The organism is Phenylobacterium sp. (assembly GCF_025351295.1).
Taxonomy (GTDB): Bacteria; Pseudomonadota; Alphaproteobacteria; order Caulobacterales; family Caulobacteraceae; genus Phenylobacterium.
Genome location: NZ_JANXWD010000126.1, coordinates 43,937 through 59,745, shown reverse-complemented (window position 1 = coordinate 59,745; position 15,809 = coordinate 43,937). Strand labels below are relative to the sequence as shown.

Genomic DNA, 15,809 nt, shown 5'->3' with positions numbered 1-15,809 from the left:
GCCCAGCGCCTACGGCTTGGGTGCGTAGCGGCTCCCCGGCGTCCAGGCCGGACGCTCCGCAGCTTCCGCCACCGTCTCCACCAGCCTGTAGAAGAAGCGGTTGAAGGCGCCGGCGGCCTGGAAGTCCATGGGCTGGGTCAGGTCGTCCTGGGGACGGTGGTAGCGGACCTGGTACCATTCCCGATAGCGCCGCTCGGCCTGCGTCCCGGGCTCGTAGCCGAAGATGAAGCCGGTGGCCGGGACGCCAATCTGCAGAAAGGGATAGTGGTCGGCGCGGGTGACCAGGCTCCGCTCGGGCTCGGGGTCGGGCTGGGTGCGGATGCCCAGCGACCCGGCCACGTCGCGCACCGTGGCCCCCAGGGTCGAGTCGTCGAGGGCATGGACGGTCATCAGCTTCAGCGGGAACAGCGGCCGCAGCTGGTCCAGGTTGAGGTCGGCCACCAGCGAGGCCTTAGGCACGGTCGGGTGGCGGACGAACCAGGTGGCGCCCAGCAGGCCCTTCTCCTCGCCGGTGAAGGCCGCGAACAGCACGCTGCGCTTCAAGGGTTGGCCGTGGTGGGCCTCGGCGAAACGGATCAGGGTCCCGACATAGGCCGCGTCGTCCAGGGCGCCGTTGTAGAGGCGGTCGCCCTTCACCGGCTCGCCGTAGCCATAGCCATCCAGGTGGGCGGAGATCACCAGGTGCTCGGCCGCCAGCCTGGGATCGGCGCCCGGCAGGACGGCCAGGACGTTGGTGGCGGTGAAGTCGCGGCGGCTGGTCCTGAACGTCGCCGTCAGGCGGCCGGGCAGGTCGAACACCGGCAGCGGCTGTTTCGCCCCGCCGGCCTGCAGCACCGCCGCGCCGTCGTGGCCCGACCCCTGGGCCAGCCTGGCGAACGCCTCGGCGCTGAGGGTCATGACCACGAAGCCGCCGGTCGGGGGCGGGGGCGCATCGGCCAGGGTGATGGTCCGGGCGTAGGCGGCGGGCCAGCGGAACGGCTCTATGGTGAAGCCCGGGTCGTCCACCTGTACCAGGGCGACAGCGCCGGCCGCCTGGGCGTTGCGGACCCGCTCCGCGCCGCTGGTCAGGCCGGCGCGCCGGGTATTGAGGCAGAGGACGACCTTGCCGCGGGCGGCGGCCAGGTCCTCGGCGCGGCAATAGCCGGCGAAGATGAGGCCGCCCTCGACGGTCGGCGGAAGGTCGTCGGCGGCCCGCACGCTGAACTCGCGCAGGAACCGCAGCGGGATCGCCGCCCCGCCGTCGCGCATCACCACCGCCTCGGCCGCCTCGACCCGGCTCTCGTGCACCGGGAAGCTCTGGAAATAGGTCCCATGATCGCCGGCCGGCTTCAGCCCCGCGGCCTTGAACCGCTCGGCCACCCAGCGCCCGGCCCGCCGATGGCCGGGTGAGCCGATGTCGCGGCCCTCCATGGCGTCGGAGGCGAGGTGCTCGGTGATCCGCCACCAGGCCCGGGTGTCGGGATCGGCGATCCTGTCGGCGCGCGAGGCGGCGGCGGCCGGCGTGGCGGCGAGGACGAGGAGGGCGGCGAGGACGGCGCGGCGCATGACGGCTCCGACGAAAGCTCAGGCGGGTTCGGGAAGACGGGTGGCGGGCGACGCGGTCCGCAGCGTCACCCCCAGGACCACCAGGGCCTGGCCGGCGAAATAGAGCCCCCAGACGGCGATGCTCATCGGGAACACGTCCAGGGCCGGGCGCCCGGTCCGCAGGAAGATCAGCAGGTCGGAGGCTGCGAACATCATCGCCCCGGCCGCCACCAGCGGGCGCGGGAAGCGGCTGAGCCAAGCGGCGGCGGTCATGGCGGCCAGGCCGGTCGCATAGATCGCCACCGGGCCGGCGGTCGCCCGGTCGTGGGGCAGCAGGTAGGCGGTCAGAATGATGAACACGAACAGGGCGCCGGCGTAGGTCAGGTCGGCGAGGACCGGCGGGCGGCGGTTGCGCAGGTAGAGGCCCACGGCGGTCAGGTGGCCGGCGAGGAAGGCCAGGGCGCCGGCGACGAAGCCGTTGGTCTCCAGCACGACGTCGCCCAGCGCCCCGAAGGTCATCACCGCGGCGATCAGCCAGCCGTTCAGCGCGCCGGCGTTCATCTCCCGGGCGTTCAAGGCGGCATAGACCGCCAGCAGCCCGACGCCGGCGCCCTTCCAGGCGATGGCGGCGGCCGGCGGCAGCGGCAGGGCCCAGGAGCCGATGTAGGAACTCCCGGCGACCAGGGCGGCGAACAGGACCCAGCGGGCCGCCGTCATTCGAACCCCTTCAACTCGCACCACAGGTCGGCGTCGTCGCGGGTCGAGCGCCACGCGTTGATCGGATGCGCCGGGTCGCCGTAGCCCAGGGCCATGCCGGAGAACACCATATGGTCGTCGGGCAGGCCGGCGTGCCGGGCTACGGTCTGCGGATAGCGCGCCCAGTATTCCTGGGCGCAGGTGGCCAGGCCGCGCTCGACCGCCAGCAGCATGACGCTCTGCATATACATGCCCAGGTCAGACCATTGCGGCGGGCCCAGCTTGCGGTCGAGGGTGAAGAACAGTCCGACCGGGGCGCCGAACAGCTCACCGTTGCGGGCCAGTTGGCGCAGGCGCGCCGGCTTGTCCTCGCGCGGCAGGTCGATGGCGGCATAGAGCTGCTCGCCGTTCTCGAACCGGCGGGTGCGGAACGGCTCCCAGAGATTGGCGGGATAGACCTCGTACTCCGGGGTCTCGCCGAACGGATTGGCGGCCACGTCGGCCTTCAGGTCGGCCAGCGGCGCGCCCGTCAGGGCGTAGACCCGCCACGGCTGCAGGTTGCCGCCCGAGGGTGCGCGGGCCGCTCGCGCCAGGATCTCGGCCACCAGCGCGCGCGGCATCGGGTCGGGCTTGAACGCGCGCGCCGAAAACCGGGCCTCGATCGCATCGGAGACGTTCATGCCTTCACCATTCGAGCTGGCCCATTGACCACAGGCGGGAGAATCGCGCCTAGCATCTATGCCTTAGGTCAAGGCAAGCGGCAGTGGCGAAACGGGGCGGCGCAAAGACGGCGGGACGACCGAAGGCCCCACCACGTCGCGGCGGCGGGTGGTTCTGGCGGCTGGTGCGCAATGTGATCGTCGCCGGGCTGGTGGTGTTCTTCATCGGGCCGGTGGTGGTGGTGGCGATCTACCGGTTCGTACCGCCGCCGGTCACCTTCCTGATGATCCAGCGCACGATCGAGGGGCGCGGGTTCGAGCGCCAGTGGGTGCCGATGAGCCAGATCTCGCCCACCCTGGTGCGGGCGGTGATCGCTGCCGAGGACGCCCGCTTCTGCGAACACCACGGCTTCGACGTCGGGGCGATCCAGAAGGCGATGGCCGCCAACGAGCAGGGCAAGACGCTGCGCGGCGGCTCCACGATCAGCCAGCAGACCGCCAAGAACGTCTTCCTGTGGCCCAGCCGCGACTGGATCCGCAAGGGGCTGGAGGCCTGGTTCACCGTGCTGATCGAGGTGGGCTGGGGCAAGGAACGGATCATGGAGGTCTATCTGAACTCCATCGAATGGGGCCCTGGCGTCTATGGCGCCGAGGCGGCCGCGCAGCACAGCTTCCATGTGCACGCCAGCGCGCTCACCGCCGCCCAGGCCGCGCGGCTGGCGGCCATCCTGCCTAAGCCGCTGTCCTGGAAGGCCGCCGCGCCCGGGCCTTACATTCAGCGGCGCTCGGGCAAGATCACCCGCAACGCCGGGGTCGTGCGCCGCCAGGGCCTGACGGCCTGCGTGATCTAGGCCCGACAGTCGTTCGACCCCAAGCTTATTTAGAATAGTCTCGGCGCTTTATTCTGCGCCGTTTTGGCACATGGCGACGCCTTGCGAGCGCCACTAAACAACCATGGCGGTCGCGCTCGGCGCCCCTTTAGCATCACCAGCCGGACAAGCTTCGTTCTTGCGGAACGATGTGATGTCACGCCCATTGTAAGTGCTGTAATGGCTTTACTTAGTTCCTACGGCTCAGCTTATCGTACCAGGCGGCCAGCGTTAATCTTTGCATCGGCGGCGGCCCTGCTCGCCGGGCCGGCCGCCGCGAGCACGGACTGCGTAAGCCATATCAGCCGCATCCCGATGGCGGTCGCGGCGCCGGGTCCGCGCGCGGCGCCGTTGCGCGCTTATATGGCCCACGCCGTCCCGCGCCATCCGGTCGGGCATCGCCCGCATCGCCCCGGCGCGCCCCGTCCCCGTGGGCTGAAGATCGCGGCGATCCATCATCCCCGGCCGCATCCCACCCTCGCCGCCGCCCACCGCGCGCCCACGCCCTATCTGGCGGCGGCGCAGGAGATGGCGGTTCCGGCGGCGGTGGCCCTGATCTCCGCCACCATCTGCGAGAACGGGCCGACCCCGATGCTCATGAGCCTGCTCGGCGGCCCCGCTCCCCTGCCGGAGGGGACCGCCCCGCCGGCGGCGCCCGCGCCGGGCGGGACCCAGGTCCTGGACGTTCCCGGCGGCGGCCTGTTCCCGGGCGGCGGCGTGATCTCCCCGCCGGAGCTGGGCGGCCTGTTTCCGCCGACCGGGCCGGTGTTGCCGGTCGCGCCGCCCACGGGGCCTCCCACGGTGCAGCCCGTCACGCCTCCGGTTGTGCCCGTCCTCCCGCCGACCGGCCCCGAGACGCCGGTGATCCCGGTCACGCCGCCGGAGGTCCCGCCGATCACCACCCTGCCGCCGGAGACCCCGCCGCCGCCCGGCACAGGCCCGTTGACCCCGCCGACGCCGCCCACCGGACCGCCAGGCCCTGGCCCGTTCGGCCAACCGCCCGTCCCGCCGCCGACCGGTGGCGGGGTTCCGGAGCCGGCGTCCTGGCTGCTGATGCTGGTGGGCTTTGGCGCCCTGGGCGGGGCGCTGCGCCGCCGCGGGGCCCGGCTCTCGTCCACTGCGGTCGACCCGCAGCGGCAATAGGCTCAGGCCGGCCGTCGGGCCTCACGCAAGGCGACGCCGCCGGGTCACCCCGGCGGCGCTTGGACTTGATCGTAGATGCGGGCGTCGCCGCCGGGGATCAGATCCCGCGGCGACCGGCGACGGCGTGGTAGATCACCAGGACGACGATCGCGCCGACCGTGGCCACCACGAAGCTCATGATGTTGAGGCCGGTGACCGGGGGGCCGCCGAAGCGGGTGAACAGCCAGCCGCCGACGAAGGCTCCGATGACGCCCAGCACCAGGTCGAACACCAGGTTGCCGCCCGAACGGTTGACGACCTTGGACGCGATGAACCCCGCGACCAGGCCCAGAACGATCCACGCGAGAATGGACATGCTTCAATCTCCAGAGTGAGGTGAAGCCAAAGCGTGGGACGGCGCTGAAAGTTCCCGAGCGGCGGCGGGACGGGCGGGCGCAGCTTCGCCGCGCCCCTTGGCGTCAGGCTTTGCGGCCCTAGCTGTCGAGTTGGGGCGCGATGCGGACCGCGCCGCGCCACAGTTCGATGTGGCCCTCGGCGACCGCCGCGGCGCGCTTGAACGCCGTGGCGTCGTCCGGGGCGTCGAACTCTTCGGTCTGCTGGACGCCGCCCGGCAGGGCCTCGACTAGCCGGTAGAGCGCGCCGCCGCGGCGACGCAGCGCCAGGCCGGCGCCGCCGAAGCCCAGCAGCATCATCGCCCAGGTCGCCGGCTCGGGCGCCGAGCTGCCGTTGGCGAACACCTGGTAGACCGCCGAGCCGCCGTTGCCCGGGAACACCTGGGAGTCGGGGCCGAAGCTGTAGCGGATGTAGCGCACGCCCTGGGCCGGCGCCGACAGGCTGACCGGGTTCACGGTGGCGCCGTTGATGGCGACCGAGCTGACCGGCGAGCCGAAGGTCGTGAAGCTTGCGCCGTCCGTGGACACCGCGGCGTGGAACGGGCCCAGGATGTAGCGGTCGCCCATGCTGGGCAGCTGGACGTTGGCGCCCAGGCTGAAGATGGTCCGCACCTGGCCCAGGTCGATCTCGACCGTGCCGTCCGGATCGAATGCGCCGAAGATGTAGCGCGGGTCGCCGTTGCTGATCCCCGGCCCGGGGGTGTTGGTGATCAGGTTATTCTGCATGGTCGCGTAGTTGATCGACAGGCCGAAGGTGCCGTCGGGGATGATGCTGGACCCGGACACGAAGCCGGCGCCGGCCGAACTCAGGGCATAGTTGACCGTCGCCGCGGAGGCCGCGGCCGGGAGGCAGATGAGGGCCGACCCCAGGGTCAGGGCGGCGATCGTGGTCTTCATGAAGGACATCGGAATTTCCAAGTGTGCGCTTGGCCGCGACCCTAGGCCGGGGCGTGAGGCAACACACGCGGGTTCCCCTGGGAGGCGAAGCCGCGGCAAGGCCCCGTGCGCTGTGAGTTGAATCTGCGGGCGCGCCTGTAGCCCCCATGAAGGGCGGAGGTGGGGTCGGGTCGTCGATGTAGGCGACAACCGGGCCTGCACCTCCGTAGTCTCCGTCGTTCCACCCCGAGGCTCCCATGACCGACGACCCCATACTGATCGCCGAGCAGCTGGACGGCGGCGTCGAGCGCCTGACGCTCAACCGGCCGGCCCGCCTCAACGCCATGAACCACCCCATGGCCGAGGCGCTGCTGGCGCACTTCGAGTCGCGCCGCCGCGACGAGGCCACCCGGGTGATCATCCTGCGCGGCGCGGGGCGCGCGTTCTCGTCCGGCGCAGACCTCAAGGCCGCCGGCCAGCCGGACGCCCTGCAGGACGGCCCACGCGGCGACTGGGTGCTGCGCGACCTGATGAAGGCCATGCGGGCCTGTCCGCAGCCGCTGATCGCCCTGGTGCGCGGCCCCGCGGCCGGCGGCGGCCTGGCGCTGGCCCTGGCCTCCGACATCATCGTGGCCTCGGAGACCGCGGGCTTCCACTCGGCCTTCATCAACGTCGGCCTGTCGGGCGCGGAGCTGGGCGCGAGCTGGCGGCTGCAGCGGACCATCGGCGTGTCCCGGGCCCGGGAGATGCTCTATATCGGCCGGCCATTGAACGCCGCCGATGCGCTGCGGCTGGGCCTGGTCTCCGCCGTCACCCCCGACGCCGAGCTCGACGCCTACGGCCTGGCGCTGGCGGCCGACATGGTCCGCGCCCGCCCCGATGCGCTGCGGCTCTCCAAGCGCAGCTTCGACGCCACCCTGGACGCGGTCAGCCTGGACACCGCCCTGGAGATCGAGGAACGCGCCCAGATGCTGATGATCGCCCGCCGCGGCCAGAGTTAGGCGGACCGGATGGATATCCTCGTCGCCCAGTTCAAATGGATTCTGCTGGCCGCGGGTCTGGTGACGCTGACCATGCTGCAGGCCGCCGTCGCCCCGCGCGCCGCCTTCCGCCTGCTGCTGGGCGAGGCGCCGCAGGGGCCGCTGGCCCTGATGCTGGCCCGCAGCTGGGGGGTGCTGATCGGCCTGACCGGCGCGATGCTGGTCTGGGCCGCCTTCCACCCCGAGGTCCGGCCCCTGGTCCTGGTGGTGGCGGGGACCAGCAAGCTCGCCTTCATCGCCCTGGTGCTCAGCCACCCGCCCCACCGCCGCAAGGCACTAGTGCCGGTGATCGTCGACGGCGCGCTGGTGGTGCTGTTCGCGGCGTATCTGGGGGCGACGCTTTAGAGCGCCCGCAGGGCCGGGTCGGCGATCACTCCGGCCATTGCACGCTCTCGTACTGCATGGCCCCGGCGATATTGCCCTCGGTGTCCTGGAAGAAGATCAGCCGCCCGACGCCTTCGATGTGGAACGGCGGCATCAGAACCTTGCCGCCGGCCGCGGCGATCGCCGCCGAGGTCGCCTCGATGTCGTCCACCCCGAAGCTGATCTCCATCCCCGGCATGACGTGGCCGCCGATGTCGCGGCGGCCCTGCAGGGCGCCCATCAACCCCTGGCCGGCGCTGCGCGTCTGGTAGAATCCCGGCGGCCCCCAGGGCGTGAACGCCCAGCCGAACACCCCTTCATAGAAGGCCTTGGCGCGGGGCACGTCGTTGGCGTTGATCGCGAAGTGGCGGACGGTGGCGGTCATGGCGCTATCCTCTTCGACCCCAAGCTAGACCTTCCCGGCGACGGCGCGCTTGCGCTAGTCTGACGAATTATGTCGCATACGCGCCAAACTCCGCCGTCCAATGCCCGCGATCCCGACGGCTTCCCGGTCCGCGGCCTGGCGGTGACCTATCGCGACGGCCACCGGCTGGACCGCCACACCCACCCCTGGGCGCAGCTGGTGTTCGCGGCCAGCGGGACCATGCGGGTCTCGATCCCGGACGCCGCCTGGCTGGCCCCGCCCACCCGGGCGATCTGGGTGCCGGGCGGGACCCCGCACGAGATCGAGATGCGCGGGACCGTGGCGATGCGCACCCTCTATCTCGCGCCCTCCGGCGCCGACGCGCGGCTGGCCGCCTGCCGGGCCATCGAGGTGGCGCCGCTGCTGCGCGAGCTGATCCTGCACATCGTGCGGCTCGGCATGCTGGACATCGACGACCCGGCCCATGCGCGGCTGGAGGACCTGCTGGTCGACCTGCTGGCGGCGGCGGAGACCGCGCCGCTGGAACTGCCGCTGCCGGCCGATCCCCGCGCGCGGGCGTTCGCCCAACGCCTGCTGGCCGACCCCGGGGCCGAGGCCTCGCTGGCGGCGCTGGCCCGGGGTTCCGGCGCCAGCCTGCGCACCCTGCAGCGCCTGTTCCTCGCCGAGACCGGCCTCTCCCTCGACGCCTGGCGCGGTCGCGCCCGCATGCAGCAGGCGGTGGTCTGCCTGAGCTCCGGCGGCTCGGTGACCAGCGCCGCCCTCGACGCCGGCTACCAGAGCCCATCCGCCTTCATCGCTGCCTTCAAACGCACCTTCGGCGTCACCCCGGCGCGCTGGCGGGCGGGTTGAAGGAGCGCCGTCGCACGATCGCCGCATCGCGGCCCTATCTGGCGGGGGCTGTTCATAGAAGGATCGCCGATGCGCCTGCCCCTCATCGCCCCCGCCGACCTGACGCCCGAGCAGAAGCCGCTCTACGACGACATGCGCCAGGGCATCGCCAGCAACTTCAACGCCTTCAAGGTTGAGCGCGAGGACGGCGCCCTGATGGGCCCCTGGAACCCCTGGCTGCACGAGCCGCGGATCGGCAAGGCGATCTGGGACCTGACCCTGGCGATGACCGCCAACGCCACCCTGGCCGACAATGTGCGCCAGATCGCCATCCTGGTGGTCGGCGCCCGCTTCGACGCCGCCTACGAGCTCTACGCCCACATCGCCGTGGCCGAGCGCGAGGGCATGAAGCCCGAGCGGCTGGCGACGCTGGTCGCCGACCTGAAGCCGAACGACCTGGCTGCCGACGAGAGCGTGGCCTTCGACATGGCCTATGCCCTGGTGCGCGGCGGCGTGCTGCCCGAGCCGCTGTACAGCCTGGCGGTGAAGACCTTCGGCCAGCACGGCGCCAATGAGCTGATCTACCTGGCCGGCCTCTACAGCCTGGTCTCGACGACGTTGAACGGCTTCAACGTGCCGGTTCCCGAGCGGGAGTAGGGGCCGCCCAAGCCGGGAGGCGGCTAGCCAGAGCCGGTCTCCCGATGCTGGCCCCTCGCCCCAATCACAGCTCGTCATCCCGCGGACAAGCCGCGGAATGACAGGGTTAGGAGGTTGCTTTCAGCGACAGCTCCCGCGCCTTGGCCAACCGCCGTACCCCCTCGTCCAGGGTCGCGTCGGCCTTGGAGAAGCACAGCCGGGCGATGCGCGTCACCGGCTCCGCCTCGTAGAAGGCCGAGACCGGGATCGCCGCCACGCCGGCCTCCTTCACGGCCCGTAGGCAGAAGTCGCGGTCGGCCTCGTCGATGCCAGAGCCGCTGAGGTCGACGTTCAGGAAATAGGTCCCGGCGCTGGGCAGCACGGCGAAGCCTTCGCGGCGCAGGCCCTCGGTCAGCCGGTCGCGCGACGCCGCCAGCCCCAGCGGCATGTCACGGAACCAGGCGTCGGAATTCCCCAGCCCCCAGGCCACCGCCGCCTGCAGGTTGGGCGGCGTCGTGAAGGTCAGGAACTGGTGGGTGCGCGCCAGGCTGTGGGTCAGGGCCGGCGCGGCGCACAGGAACCCCACCTTCCAGCCGGTCAGGCCGAACATCTTGCCCGCCGAGCCGATCTTCACCGTCCGCTCGGCCATGCCCGGGTAGCCGATCAGCGGCCGATGCCGCGCCCCGTCGAACACCACCTGCTCCCAGACCTCGTCGCAGACCGCGATCACATCGTGGGCGACGCAAAACTCCGCCAACAGCGCCATGTCCTCGTCCGGCAGCACCACGCCGGCGGGATTGATCGGGTTGTTCAGCACCACCAGCTTCGTGCGATCGCTGAACGCCGCCGCCAGCATCCCCCGGTCGAAGCGCCAGTGCGGCGGCGACAGGCTGACCAGCTTCACCACCCCGCCCGCGCGGCGGATCAGCGGCAGGTAGGCGTCGTAGAACGGCTGGAAGACGATCACCTCGTCGCCGGCCTCCAGCAGGCCGAAGAAGCTGGCCGCCAGCGCCTCGGTGGCGCCGGAGGTCACCGTCACCTCGCTGGCCCAATCAAGGTCGAGGTTCTGGGTCCGGCCATAGTGGTCGGCCACCGCCTGGCGAAGCTCGGGGAGACCAGCCATCGGCGGATACTGGTTGTAGCCGTCCAGCACCGCCTCGGCGGCCTTGGCGCGCACGGCCGGCGGCCCGGGATCGTCCGGGAAGCCCTGGCCCAGGTTCACCGCGCCCGTCGCGCGGGCCAGGCCCGACATCTCCTCGAAGATCGTCGTGGGCAGGGAAGAGAAAATCGCGTTGGCCATCGGGGCGAGTTTGGCTTCAGACTTGGCCGCTGACCATCCCGGAGCCGCGTCATGGAGATCGTCGAGTTCGAGCCGCATCACGCCCCGGCCTTCAAAGCGCTGAACGAGGCGTGGATCTCCAAATATTTCACCCTCGAGCCCAAGGACCGTGAGGTGCTGGACGACCCGCACGGCCAGATCGTCGCCAGGGGCGGCCGGGTGTTCATGGCGCTGAAGGACGGCGTGGCGGTGGGCTGCGCGGCCCTGCTGAAGATGCCGGACGGTGGCTATGAGGTGGCCAAGATGACGGTCAGCGAGGACCTGCGCGGCTCGGGCCTCGGGCGTCTGCTGATGCAGCGCTGCATCGACGCCGGCGTCGAGCTGGGCGCGACCCGCCTCTACCTGGAGACCAACTCCAGTCTGGCCCCGGCGCTGGGCCTCTACCGCGCCATGGGCTTCCGCGACCTGGCGCCGGCGGAGACCCCCTACGTCCGCGCCGACGTGTTCATGGCGCGGCCGTACTGACCACAACTCTCTTGTTGCGAACGATTATCAATAGCAATAGCGTGGGTCATGTTCGAGATCATGGCCAACGACGCGCTCACCCATGGCGAGCGCCTGCTGATCCGCACCGTGCGGCTGCTGGCGCTGCACACCCCCTGCGACAGCCTGCGGGCCCACTTCGAGGCGGCCTGCGGCTGCGCCGGCCATGAGGCCTACCGCGCCGTCGAGGTGTTCCTGCAGCAGTTGCGCCTGCATGGCCGGCGCCGGCTGCAGCTGTCGGTCCCGGCGGACCTGCGCCTCACCGCGGATGAGGCCCTGATCCTGGCCGTGTTCGCCAGCGCCCAGGCGGAGGACTACCGCAGCCTCGACCGCCGCCTGACCGGCCTGACCCGTTCGGCGCCGCCGTCGGCGCTGGGGGCGTCGGCCTGTCTTGCGGCCCAGATCCTGGACCTGAACGGCCTAGTGCTGGGCGGCCAGTACGACGCCCAGCAGGATGGCGGCCCAGTGCGCGGCGGCGGCGGCCACCACATGGCCGTGCCAGATGGCGCGGGCAAACTTGAGCTTCTTGTTCACGTAGAAGATCACGCCGGTCGAATAGAGCACCCCGCCGGCCACCAGGAACAGCAGGGCGTACCAGGCGAGCGCGTCGAACATCGGCTTGGCGGCCACCATCACCAGCCAGCCCAGCGCCAGGTATAGCGGCAGGGAGAACCGGCGGGTCACGTGCGGGAACAGCAGCTTGCTGAGCGCCCCGAAGCCGGCCACCGACCACACCGCCGCCGTCATCCCCCACGCCCAGCCGCCCGACAAGCTCTGGGTGGTGAAGGGGGTGTAGGACCCGGCGATCATCAGGAAGATGCCGGCGTGGTCCAGCCGCTGCAGGCGCGGCTGCAGCCGGGGCGGCGCGAAATTATAGGCGGTGGAGAAGGCCAGCATGGCGATCACGCCGGCGGCGTAGATCGACACGCCGACCACCTCGCTGATCCGCCCGGCCATCACCGCCAGGGTCAGCAGCACGATCCCGCCCACCAGCGCCAGCGTCAGCCCGACCACATGGACGATCAGGTCGGCGTACTTCGCCGCGTCGGTCGGATAGTGGCGCGGCGGCGCCGGGTCGAGGTCGGTGGCGGTCATGGACGGTCCATAGGGTATGGGTGGTGTCACCCTTATGGCATGCCGATATTAATCTTCCCGCACCCGCTTCTTGCGGAAGGAGGGGTTGAGGCTCTTCTTGCGCAGCCGGCGTGGACGCCGGGGCGCCCCGTCGGTCTTCGCGCCGGTCTATCCCGCCTCGACGCGGGCCAGGACGGACTTCACTGCCGGACGCTCGTTCATCCGCGCGTAGTGGTCGGCTAGGCTCGGGAAGTCGGCCATGTCGAGCGTGTCGCGGGGCAGCCAGCTGGTCAGCACATAGACGTAGGGGTCGGCGATGCTGTAGGCCTCGCCCAACGCCCAGGGGCCCTTGAAAAGCGTCCCGTCGATCAGGCGCATCGCTTCGCCGAACACCTCCGGGGCCTTGCGGCGCATGTCGGCAATGGCGGCGGTGTCGTCGGCCCAGCGATAGCCGCGGTGGCGGTGGGCGGCGGCCGGATGCACCCAGGAACAGAGGTAGGCCATCAGCGACTCCAGCTCCGCCATCTCGAACGCGTCGCCCTCGGGCGCCAGCCTCGCGGCCGGAAAGGCGCGGGCGATATAGCCCAGGATCGCCGGCGCCTCGGTGATCACGCCCCGGTCGGTGGCCAGCGCCGGGACCCGCGACTTCGGATTGATCGCCAGGAAGGCTGCCGCGCGCTGCTCATTCTCGGCGAAATTCATCCGCTGGACGTCATAGGCCGCGCCGGCCTCTTCCAGCGCGATCTCGCAGGCGAGGCCGATGGTGCCGAGGTGGGTGTAGAGTTTCAGCATGCCCGGCGGTATCGGCCGATCGCGCCGGCGTCGCAAGGCCGGCCTTGACCGGGGCCGCCCCGACATGGAACGCCTCGCGATCTGGGAGGCGCGATTGACCGAGGACGTGGGCGCGAAGCTGGGGAGCCTGGTCGCCGAGCGGGCGGCGGGGCGCGATGTGCTGCTGGTCGGGATCGCCGGCGGCGTGGCGGTCGGCAAGAGCACCCTGGCGGGGGCGATCGCGGAGGGCCTGGGCCCGGCGTTGCCGGTCCAGGTCGTCGCCACCGACGGCTTCCTGAAGCCGAACGCCGCGCTCGAAGCGGCGGGGCTCAGCATGAAGAAGGGCTTCCCGGAGACCTACGACACCGAGGCGCTGCACCGTTTCCTGGGCGAGCTGGCCGCGGGCCGTACGGCGGCGATGCCGGTCTATTCCCATGTGACCTACGACATCGTGGCCGGCCAGGAACGGGCCGTCGACGGCGGCGGCGTGGTGATCGTCGAAGGCATCAATATGCTGCAGACGGCCGAGGCCCGCGACCGCCTGGGCCTGTCGATCTACGTCGATGCTGATCCGGCGCATGCGAAGGCCTGGTACCTGAAGCGCCTCCACCAGATCATCGCCGATGACCCGGAAAGCTTCTTCGCGAAGCTCGACCCTGGGCCGCGGGACGCGATGTTTGAGGCGGCGTGGACGCACCTCAACCTGGTGAACCTGCGCGAGCATATCGCGCCCACCATGGCCTTGGCCGATGTGGTGGTGCGAAAGGGGGCGGACCACGCACTGGTGGAGATGCTCCGTCGCCACACGGCCTAAGACCCAACATCTCAGTCTACGATATTGCCGGAACTCGCAACGAGCACCCAAGCTCGCCACTCCCGGGGGAAGGCTACTCTTCCTTCGCGCGCTTCTTGCGGAACGAGGGGTTGAGCACCTTCTTGCGCAACCGGATGGATTTCGGCGTCACCTCGACCAGTTCGTCCTCGTCGATATAGGCGATCGCCTGCTCCAGGGTCGGGCGGCGCGGCGGGGTGAGGCGCACGGCCTCGTCCTTGCCGGAAGCGCGGATGTTGTTGAGCGCCTTGGCCTTCATCGGGTTGACGTCCAGGTCGTCGGAGCGGGAGTTCTCCCCGATGATCATGCCCTGGTAGGTCTTCTCGCCGCCGCCCACGAACATGAATCCCCGGTCCTCCAGGTTCCACAGGGCGAAGTCTGTCGTTTCCCCGTCGGAATTGGAGACGAGAACGCCCTTGCGGCCGGCGTCGATGGCGCCCTTGTAGGGCTCATAGTGGCTGAAGACGCGGTTGAGCACGCCCGAGCCCCGGGTATCGGTCAGGAATTCGCCCTGATAGCCGATCAGCGAACGGGACGGGCTCATCAGGCTAAGGCGGGTCTTGCCGGCCCCGGAGGGTCCCATGTCCTTCAGCTCGGCCCGTCGGGCGCTGAGCTTTTCGATGACGATGCCGGTGAACTCTTCGTCGACGTCGATCATCACGTCTTCGATGGGTTCCATCCGCTCGCCGGTTTCCGGGTCGTCGCGGAACACCACGCGGGGGCGGCTGATGGAGACCTCGAAGCCCTCGCGGCGCATGCTCTCGATCAAGACGCCCAACTGCAGCTCGCCGCGGCCGGCCACCTCATAGGCGTCCTTGTCCGGGGTCTCGGTGACACGGATCGCGACGTTTGACTGCGCTTCCTTGAGCAACCGGTCGCGGATCACCCGGCTCTGCACCTTGTCGCCCTCGCGTCCGGCCAGGGGACTGTCGTTGACCGAGACGGTCATCGAGATGGTCGGCGGGTCGATGGGTTGGGCCGGCAGCGCCTCGGTCACGTCAAGCGCGCACAGAGTGTCGGCGACGGTGGCTTTGCTCAGGCCAGCGATGGCGACGATGTCGCCGGCTTCGGCATCCTCGATCGGCTGGCGCTTCAGGCCGCGGAAGGCCAGCACCTTGGTGATCCGGCCGCGCTCGATCTCCTTGCCGTCGATGCCCAGGGCGTGGATCGCCATGCCGGGGATGGCCTTGCCGCTCTCGATGCGGCCGGTCAGCAGGCGGCCCAGGAACGGGTCGTTCTCGATCAGCACCGAGAGGATCTGGAACGGCTCGTCCTTGCGCACGACGGCCTTGGGTTCCGGCACGTGGCTGACGATCAGGTCGAACAGCGGCGCCAGGTCGGCGTTGGGCTTGGCCAGGTCCAGGGTCGCCCAGCCGTTCTTGCCCGAGGCGTAGATGTGCGGGAAGTCCAGCTGCTCGTCGGTGGCGCCAATGGCGGCGAACAGGTCGAAGGCGTCGTTCAGCACCCGGTCGGGATCGGCGTGCGGCCGGTCGACCTTGTTGAGGCAGAGGATCGGCCGCAGCCCCATCTTCAGCGCCTTGCCCAGCACGAACTTGGTCTGCGGCATGACGCCTTCCTCGGCGTCGACCAGCAGAACGCAGCCGTCCACCATGCCCAGGATCCGCTCCACCTCGCCGCCGAAGTCGGCGTGGCCGGGCGTGTCGATGATGTTGATCCGGGTGTCGCCGGCCTTGCCGTGCCACAGCACGGAGGTGCACTTGGCCAGGATGGTGATCCCGCGCTCGCGCTCCTGATCGTTGGAGTCCATGGCGCGCTCGGCGTGCGCCTCATTGGCTCGGAAGATGCCGGACTGGGCCAGCAGCTGGTCCACGAGCGTGGTCTTGCCGTGGTCGACGTGGGCGATGATGGCGATATTTCGGAGCGACATAGCGCGAACGG

19 protein-coding genes are annotated in these 15,809 nt (G+C 70.5%); 8 read left to right on the top strand and 11 right to left on the bottom strand.

The annotated features are described in order from the left end of the window. Positions 1-9: 9 nt before the first annotated feature. From Q0R13_RS17835 to Q0R13_RS17825, 3 genes are read right to left on the bottom strand one after another with little or no spacing between them, the layout of a single operon-like run. Entirely contained in the window at positions 10-1,545 is a 1,536-nt protein-coding gene (locus Q0R13_RS17835) for a M28 family peptidase (RefSeq protein ID WP_293906447.1), read from the bottom strand. 18 nt (positions 1,546-1,563) lie between these two features. Further along, the gene (locus tag Q0R13_RS17830; protein WP_293906445.1) at positions 1,564-2,241 is read right to left on the bottom strand and encodes a lysoplasmalogenase family protein; all 678 of its coding nucleotides are present in this window, start codon (positions 2,239-2,241) and stop codon (positions 1,564-1,566) included. Beyond that, entirely contained in the window at positions 2,238-2,900 is a 663-nt protein-coding gene (locus tag Q0R13_RS17825) for a nitroreductase (RefSeq protein ID WP_293906442.1), read from the bottom strand. The genes Q0R13_RS17830 and Q0R13_RS17825 overlap by 4 nt, the downstream gene beginning before the upstream one ends. A 161-nt stretch (positions 2,901-3,061) precedes the next feature. Here Q0R13_RS17825 and mtgA point away from each other — a divergent pair, with 161 nt between their 5' ends. Both mtgA and Q0R13_RS17815 read left to right on the top strand, forming a co-directional pair. After that, positions 3,062-3,730 (top strand): monofunctional biosynthetic peptidoglycan transglycosylase, encoded by a 669-nt coding sequence (gene mtgA, locus Q0R13_RS17820; protein ID WP_293906480.1) that lies wholly within the window; start codon positions 3,062-3,064, stop codon positions 3,728-3,730. Positions 3,731-4,111: 381 nt separating this feature from the next. Further along, complete coding sequence (locus tag Q0R13_RS17815; RefSeq protein WP_293906440.1) at positions 4,112-4,891, top strand: PEPxxWA-CTERM sorting domain-containing protein; 780 nt, start codon at positions 4,112-4,114, stop codon at positions 4,889-4,891. 97 nt (positions 4,892-4,988) lie between these two features. Here Q0R13_RS17815 and Q0R13_RS17810 read toward each other — a convergent pair whose 3' ends face one another. Both Q0R13_RS17810 and Q0R13_RS17805 read right to left on the bottom strand, forming a co-directional pair. Continuing rightward, positions 4,989-5,246, bottom strand: coding sequence for a GlsB/YeaQ/YmgE family stress response membrane protein (locus tag Q0R13_RS17810; RefSeq protein ID WP_293906438.1), 258 nt, complete (start codon positions 5,244-5,246; stop codon positions 4,989-4,991). A 118-nt stretch (positions 5,247-5,364) separates the two neighbouring features. Beyond that, positions 5,365-6,189, bottom strand: a complete 825-nt coding sequence (locus tag Q0R13_RS17805) for a PEPxxWA-CTERM sorting domain-containing protein (protein WP_293906435.1) — start codon at positions 6,187-6,189, stop codon at positions 5,365-5,367. A 227-nt stretch (positions 6,190-6,416) separates the two neighbouring features. Between Q0R13_RS17805 and Q0R13_RS17800 the strand changes: the two genes are divergently transcribed. Both Q0R13_RS17800 and Q0R13_RS17795 read left to right on the top strand, forming a co-directional pair. Beyond that, positions 6,417-7,160, top strand: coding sequence for an enoyl-CoA hydratase-related protein (locus Q0R13_RS17800; RefSeq protein WP_293906432.1), 744 nt, complete (start codon positions 6,417-6,419; stop codon positions 7,158-7,160). Between the two features lie 9 nt (positions 7,161-7,169). Further along, positions 7,170-7,544 carry a hypothetical protein gene (locus Q0R13_RS17795; RefSeq protein WP_293906430.1) on the top strand — a complete coding sequence of 125 codons (375 nt, stop codon included), beginning with the start codon at positions 7,170-7,172 and terminating at the stop codon, positions 7,542-7,544. A gap of 25 nt (positions 7,545-7,569) precedes the next feature. On the opposite strand, the gene Q0R13_RS17790 is transcribed toward Q0R13_RS17795, so the two are convergent. Next, entirely contained in the window at positions 7,570-7,947 is a 378-nt protein-coding gene (locus tag Q0R13_RS17790) for a VOC family protein (protein ID WP_293906428.1), read from the bottom strand. 69 nt (positions 7,948-8,016) lie between these two features. Here Q0R13_RS17790 and Q0R13_RS17785 point away from each other — a divergent pair, with 69 nt between their 5' ends. Together Q0R13_RS17785 and Q0R13_RS17780 are read left to right on the top strand one after the other, a co-directional pair. Continuing rightward, on the top strand, positions 8,017-8,796 hold the full coding sequence (locus tag Q0R13_RS17785; protein ID WP_293906426.1) for a helix-turn-helix transcriptional regulator: 780 nt from the start codon (positions 8,017-8,019) through the stop codon (positions 8,794-8,796). Between the two features lie 69 nt (positions 8,797-8,865). Next, on the top strand, positions 8,866-9,432 hold the full coding sequence (locus tag Q0R13_RS17780; protein ID WP_293906424.1) for a carboxymuconolactone decarboxylase family protein: 567 nt from the start codon (positions 8,866-8,868) through the stop codon (positions 9,430-9,432). 106 nt (positions 9,433-9,538) lie between these two features. On the opposite strand, the gene Q0R13_RS17775 is transcribed toward Q0R13_RS17780, so the two are convergent. Continuing rightward, positions 9,539-10,711 (bottom strand): aminotransferase, encoded by a 1,173-nt coding sequence (locus tag Q0R13_RS17775; RefSeq protein ID WP_293906422.1) that lies wholly within the window; start codon positions 10,709-10,711, stop codon positions 9,539-9,541. Positions 10,712-10,762: 51 nt separating this feature from the next. Between Q0R13_RS17775 and Q0R13_RS17770 the strand changes: the two genes are divergently transcribed. After that, the gene (locus Q0R13_RS17770; protein ID WP_293906420.1) at positions 10,763-11,215 is read left to right on the top strand and encodes a GNAT family N-acetyltransferase; all 453 of its coding nucleotides are present in this window, start codon (positions 10,763-10,765) and stop codon (positions 11,213-11,215) included. Positions 11,216-11,242: 27 nt separating this feature from the next. Here the strand turns inward: Q0R13_RS17770 and Q0R13_RS17765 are convergent, their stop codons facing one another. From Q0R13_RS17765 to Q0R13_RS17755, 3 genes are all read right to left on the bottom strand, one after another. Next, positions 11,243-11,449, bottom strand: a complete 207-nt coding sequence (locus tag Q0R13_RS17765) for a hypothetical protein (RefSeq protein ID WP_293906418.1) — start codon at positions 11,447-11,449, stop codon at positions 11,243-11,245. Positions 11,450-11,653: 204 nt separating this feature from the next. Next, complete coding sequence (locus Q0R13_RS17760) at positions 11,654-12,328, bottom strand: hemolysin III family protein (RefSeq protein WP_293906416.1); 675 nt, start codon at positions 12,326-12,328, stop codon at positions 11,654-11,656. A gap of 147 nt (positions 12,329-12,475) precedes the next feature. Beyond that, the gene (locus tag Q0R13_RS17755; RefSeq protein WP_293906414.1) at positions 12,476-13,099 is read right to left on the bottom strand and encodes a glutathione S-transferase family protein; all 624 of its coding nucleotides are present in this window, start codon (positions 13,097-13,099) and stop codon (positions 12,476-12,478) included. 64 nt (positions 13,100-13,163) lie between these two features. On the opposite strand from Q0R13_RS17755, the gene Q0R13_RS17750 reads away from it, so the two are divergent. Further along, complete coding sequence (locus tag Q0R13_RS17750) at positions 13,164-13,892, top strand: hypothetical protein (protein WP_293906412.1); 729 nt, start codon at positions 13,164-13,166, stop codon at positions 13,890-13,892. Positions 13,893-13,965: 73 nt separating this feature from the next. Here Q0R13_RS17750 and typA read toward each other — a convergent pair whose 3' ends face one another. After that, on the bottom strand, positions 13,966-15,798 hold the full coding sequence (typA, locus tag Q0R13_RS17745) for a translational GTPase TypA (RefSeq protein WP_293906410.1): 1,833 nt from the start codon (positions 15,796-15,798) through the stop codon (positions 13,966-13,968). Positions 15,799-15,809 lie beyond the last annotated feature (11 nt).

What these genes read in the sequence shown, in the direction of transcription:
- Q0R13_RS17835 (WP_293906447.1), bottom strand. Translation starts at nt 1,545, where the DNA reads ATGCGCCGCGCCGTCCTCGCCGCCCTCCTCGTCCTCGCCGCCACGCCG.
- Q0R13_RS17830 (WP_293906445.1), bottom strand. Translation starts at nt 2,241, where the DNA reads ATGACGGCGGCCCGCTGGGTCCTGTTCGCCGCCCTGGTCGCCGGGAGT.
- Q0R13_RS17825 (WP_293906442.1), bottom strand. Translation starts at nt 2,900, where the DNA reads ATGAACGTCTCCGATGCGATCGAGGCCCGGTTTTCGGCGCGCGCGTTC.
- Q0R13_RS17815 (WP_293906440.1), top strand. Translation starts at nt 4,112, where the DNA reads ATGGCCCACGCCGTCCCGCGCCATCCGGTCGGGCATCGCCCGCATCGC.
- Q0R13_RS17810 (WP_293906438.1), bottom strand. Translation starts at nt 5,246, where the DNA reads ATGTCCATTCTCGCGTGGATCGTTCTGGGCCTGGTCGCGGGGTTCATC.
- Q0R13_RS17805 (WP_293906435.1), bottom strand. Translation starts at nt 6,189, where the DNA reads ATGTCCTTCATGAAGACCACGATCGCCGCCCTGACCCTGGGGTCGGCC.
- Q0R13_RS17800 (WP_293906432.1), top strand. Translation starts at nt 6,417, where the DNA reads ATGACCGACGACCCCATACTGATCGCCGAGCAGCTGGACGGCGGCGTC.
- Q0R13_RS17795 (WP_293906430.1), top strand. Translation starts at nt 7,170, where the DNA reads ATGGATATCCTCGTCGCCCAGTTCAAATGGATTCTGCTGGCCGCGGGT.
- Q0R13_RS17790 (WP_293906428.1), bottom strand. Translation starts at nt 7,947, where the DNA reads ATGACCGCCACCGTCCGCCACTTCGCGATCAACGCCAACGACGTGCCC.
- Q0R13_RS17785 (WP_293906426.1), top strand. Translation starts at nt 8,017, where the DNA reads ATGTCGCATACGCGCCAAACTCCGCCGTCCAATGCCCGCGATCCCGAC.
- Q0R13_RS17780 (WP_293906424.1), top strand. Translation starts at nt 8,866, where the DNA reads ATGCGCCTGCCCCTCATCGCCCCCGCCGACCTGACGCCCGAGCAGAAG.
- Q0R13_RS17775 (WP_293906422.1), bottom strand. Translation starts at nt 10,711, where the DNA reads ATGGCCAACGCGATTTTCTCTTCCCTGCCCACGACGATCTTCGAGGAG.
- Q0R13_RS17770 (WP_293906420.1), top strand. Translation starts at nt 10,763, where the DNA reads ATGGAGATCGTCGAGTTCGAGCCGCATCACGCCCCGGCCTTCAAAGCG.
- Q0R13_RS17765 (WP_293906418.1), bottom strand. Translation starts at nt 11,449, where the DNA reads ATGCAGGCGCAACTGCTGCAGGAACACCTCGACGGCGCGGTAGGCCTC.
- Q0R13_RS17760 (WP_293906416.1), bottom strand. Translation starts at nt 12,328, where the DNA reads ATGACCGCCACCGACCTCGACCCGGCGCCGCCGCGCCACTATCCGACC.
- Q0R13_RS17755 (WP_293906414.1), bottom strand. Translation starts at nt 13,099, where the DNA reads ATGCTGAAACTCTACACCCACCTCGGCACCATCGGCCTCGCCTGCGAG.
- Q0R13_RS17750 (WP_293906412.1), top strand. Translation starts at nt 13,164, where the DNA reads ATGGAACGCCTCGCGATCTGGGAGGCGCGATTGACCGAGGACGTGGGC.
- typA (WP_293906410.1), bottom strand. Translation starts at nt 15,798, where the DNA reads ATGTCGCTCCGAAATATCGCCATCATCGCCCACGTCGACCACGGCAAG.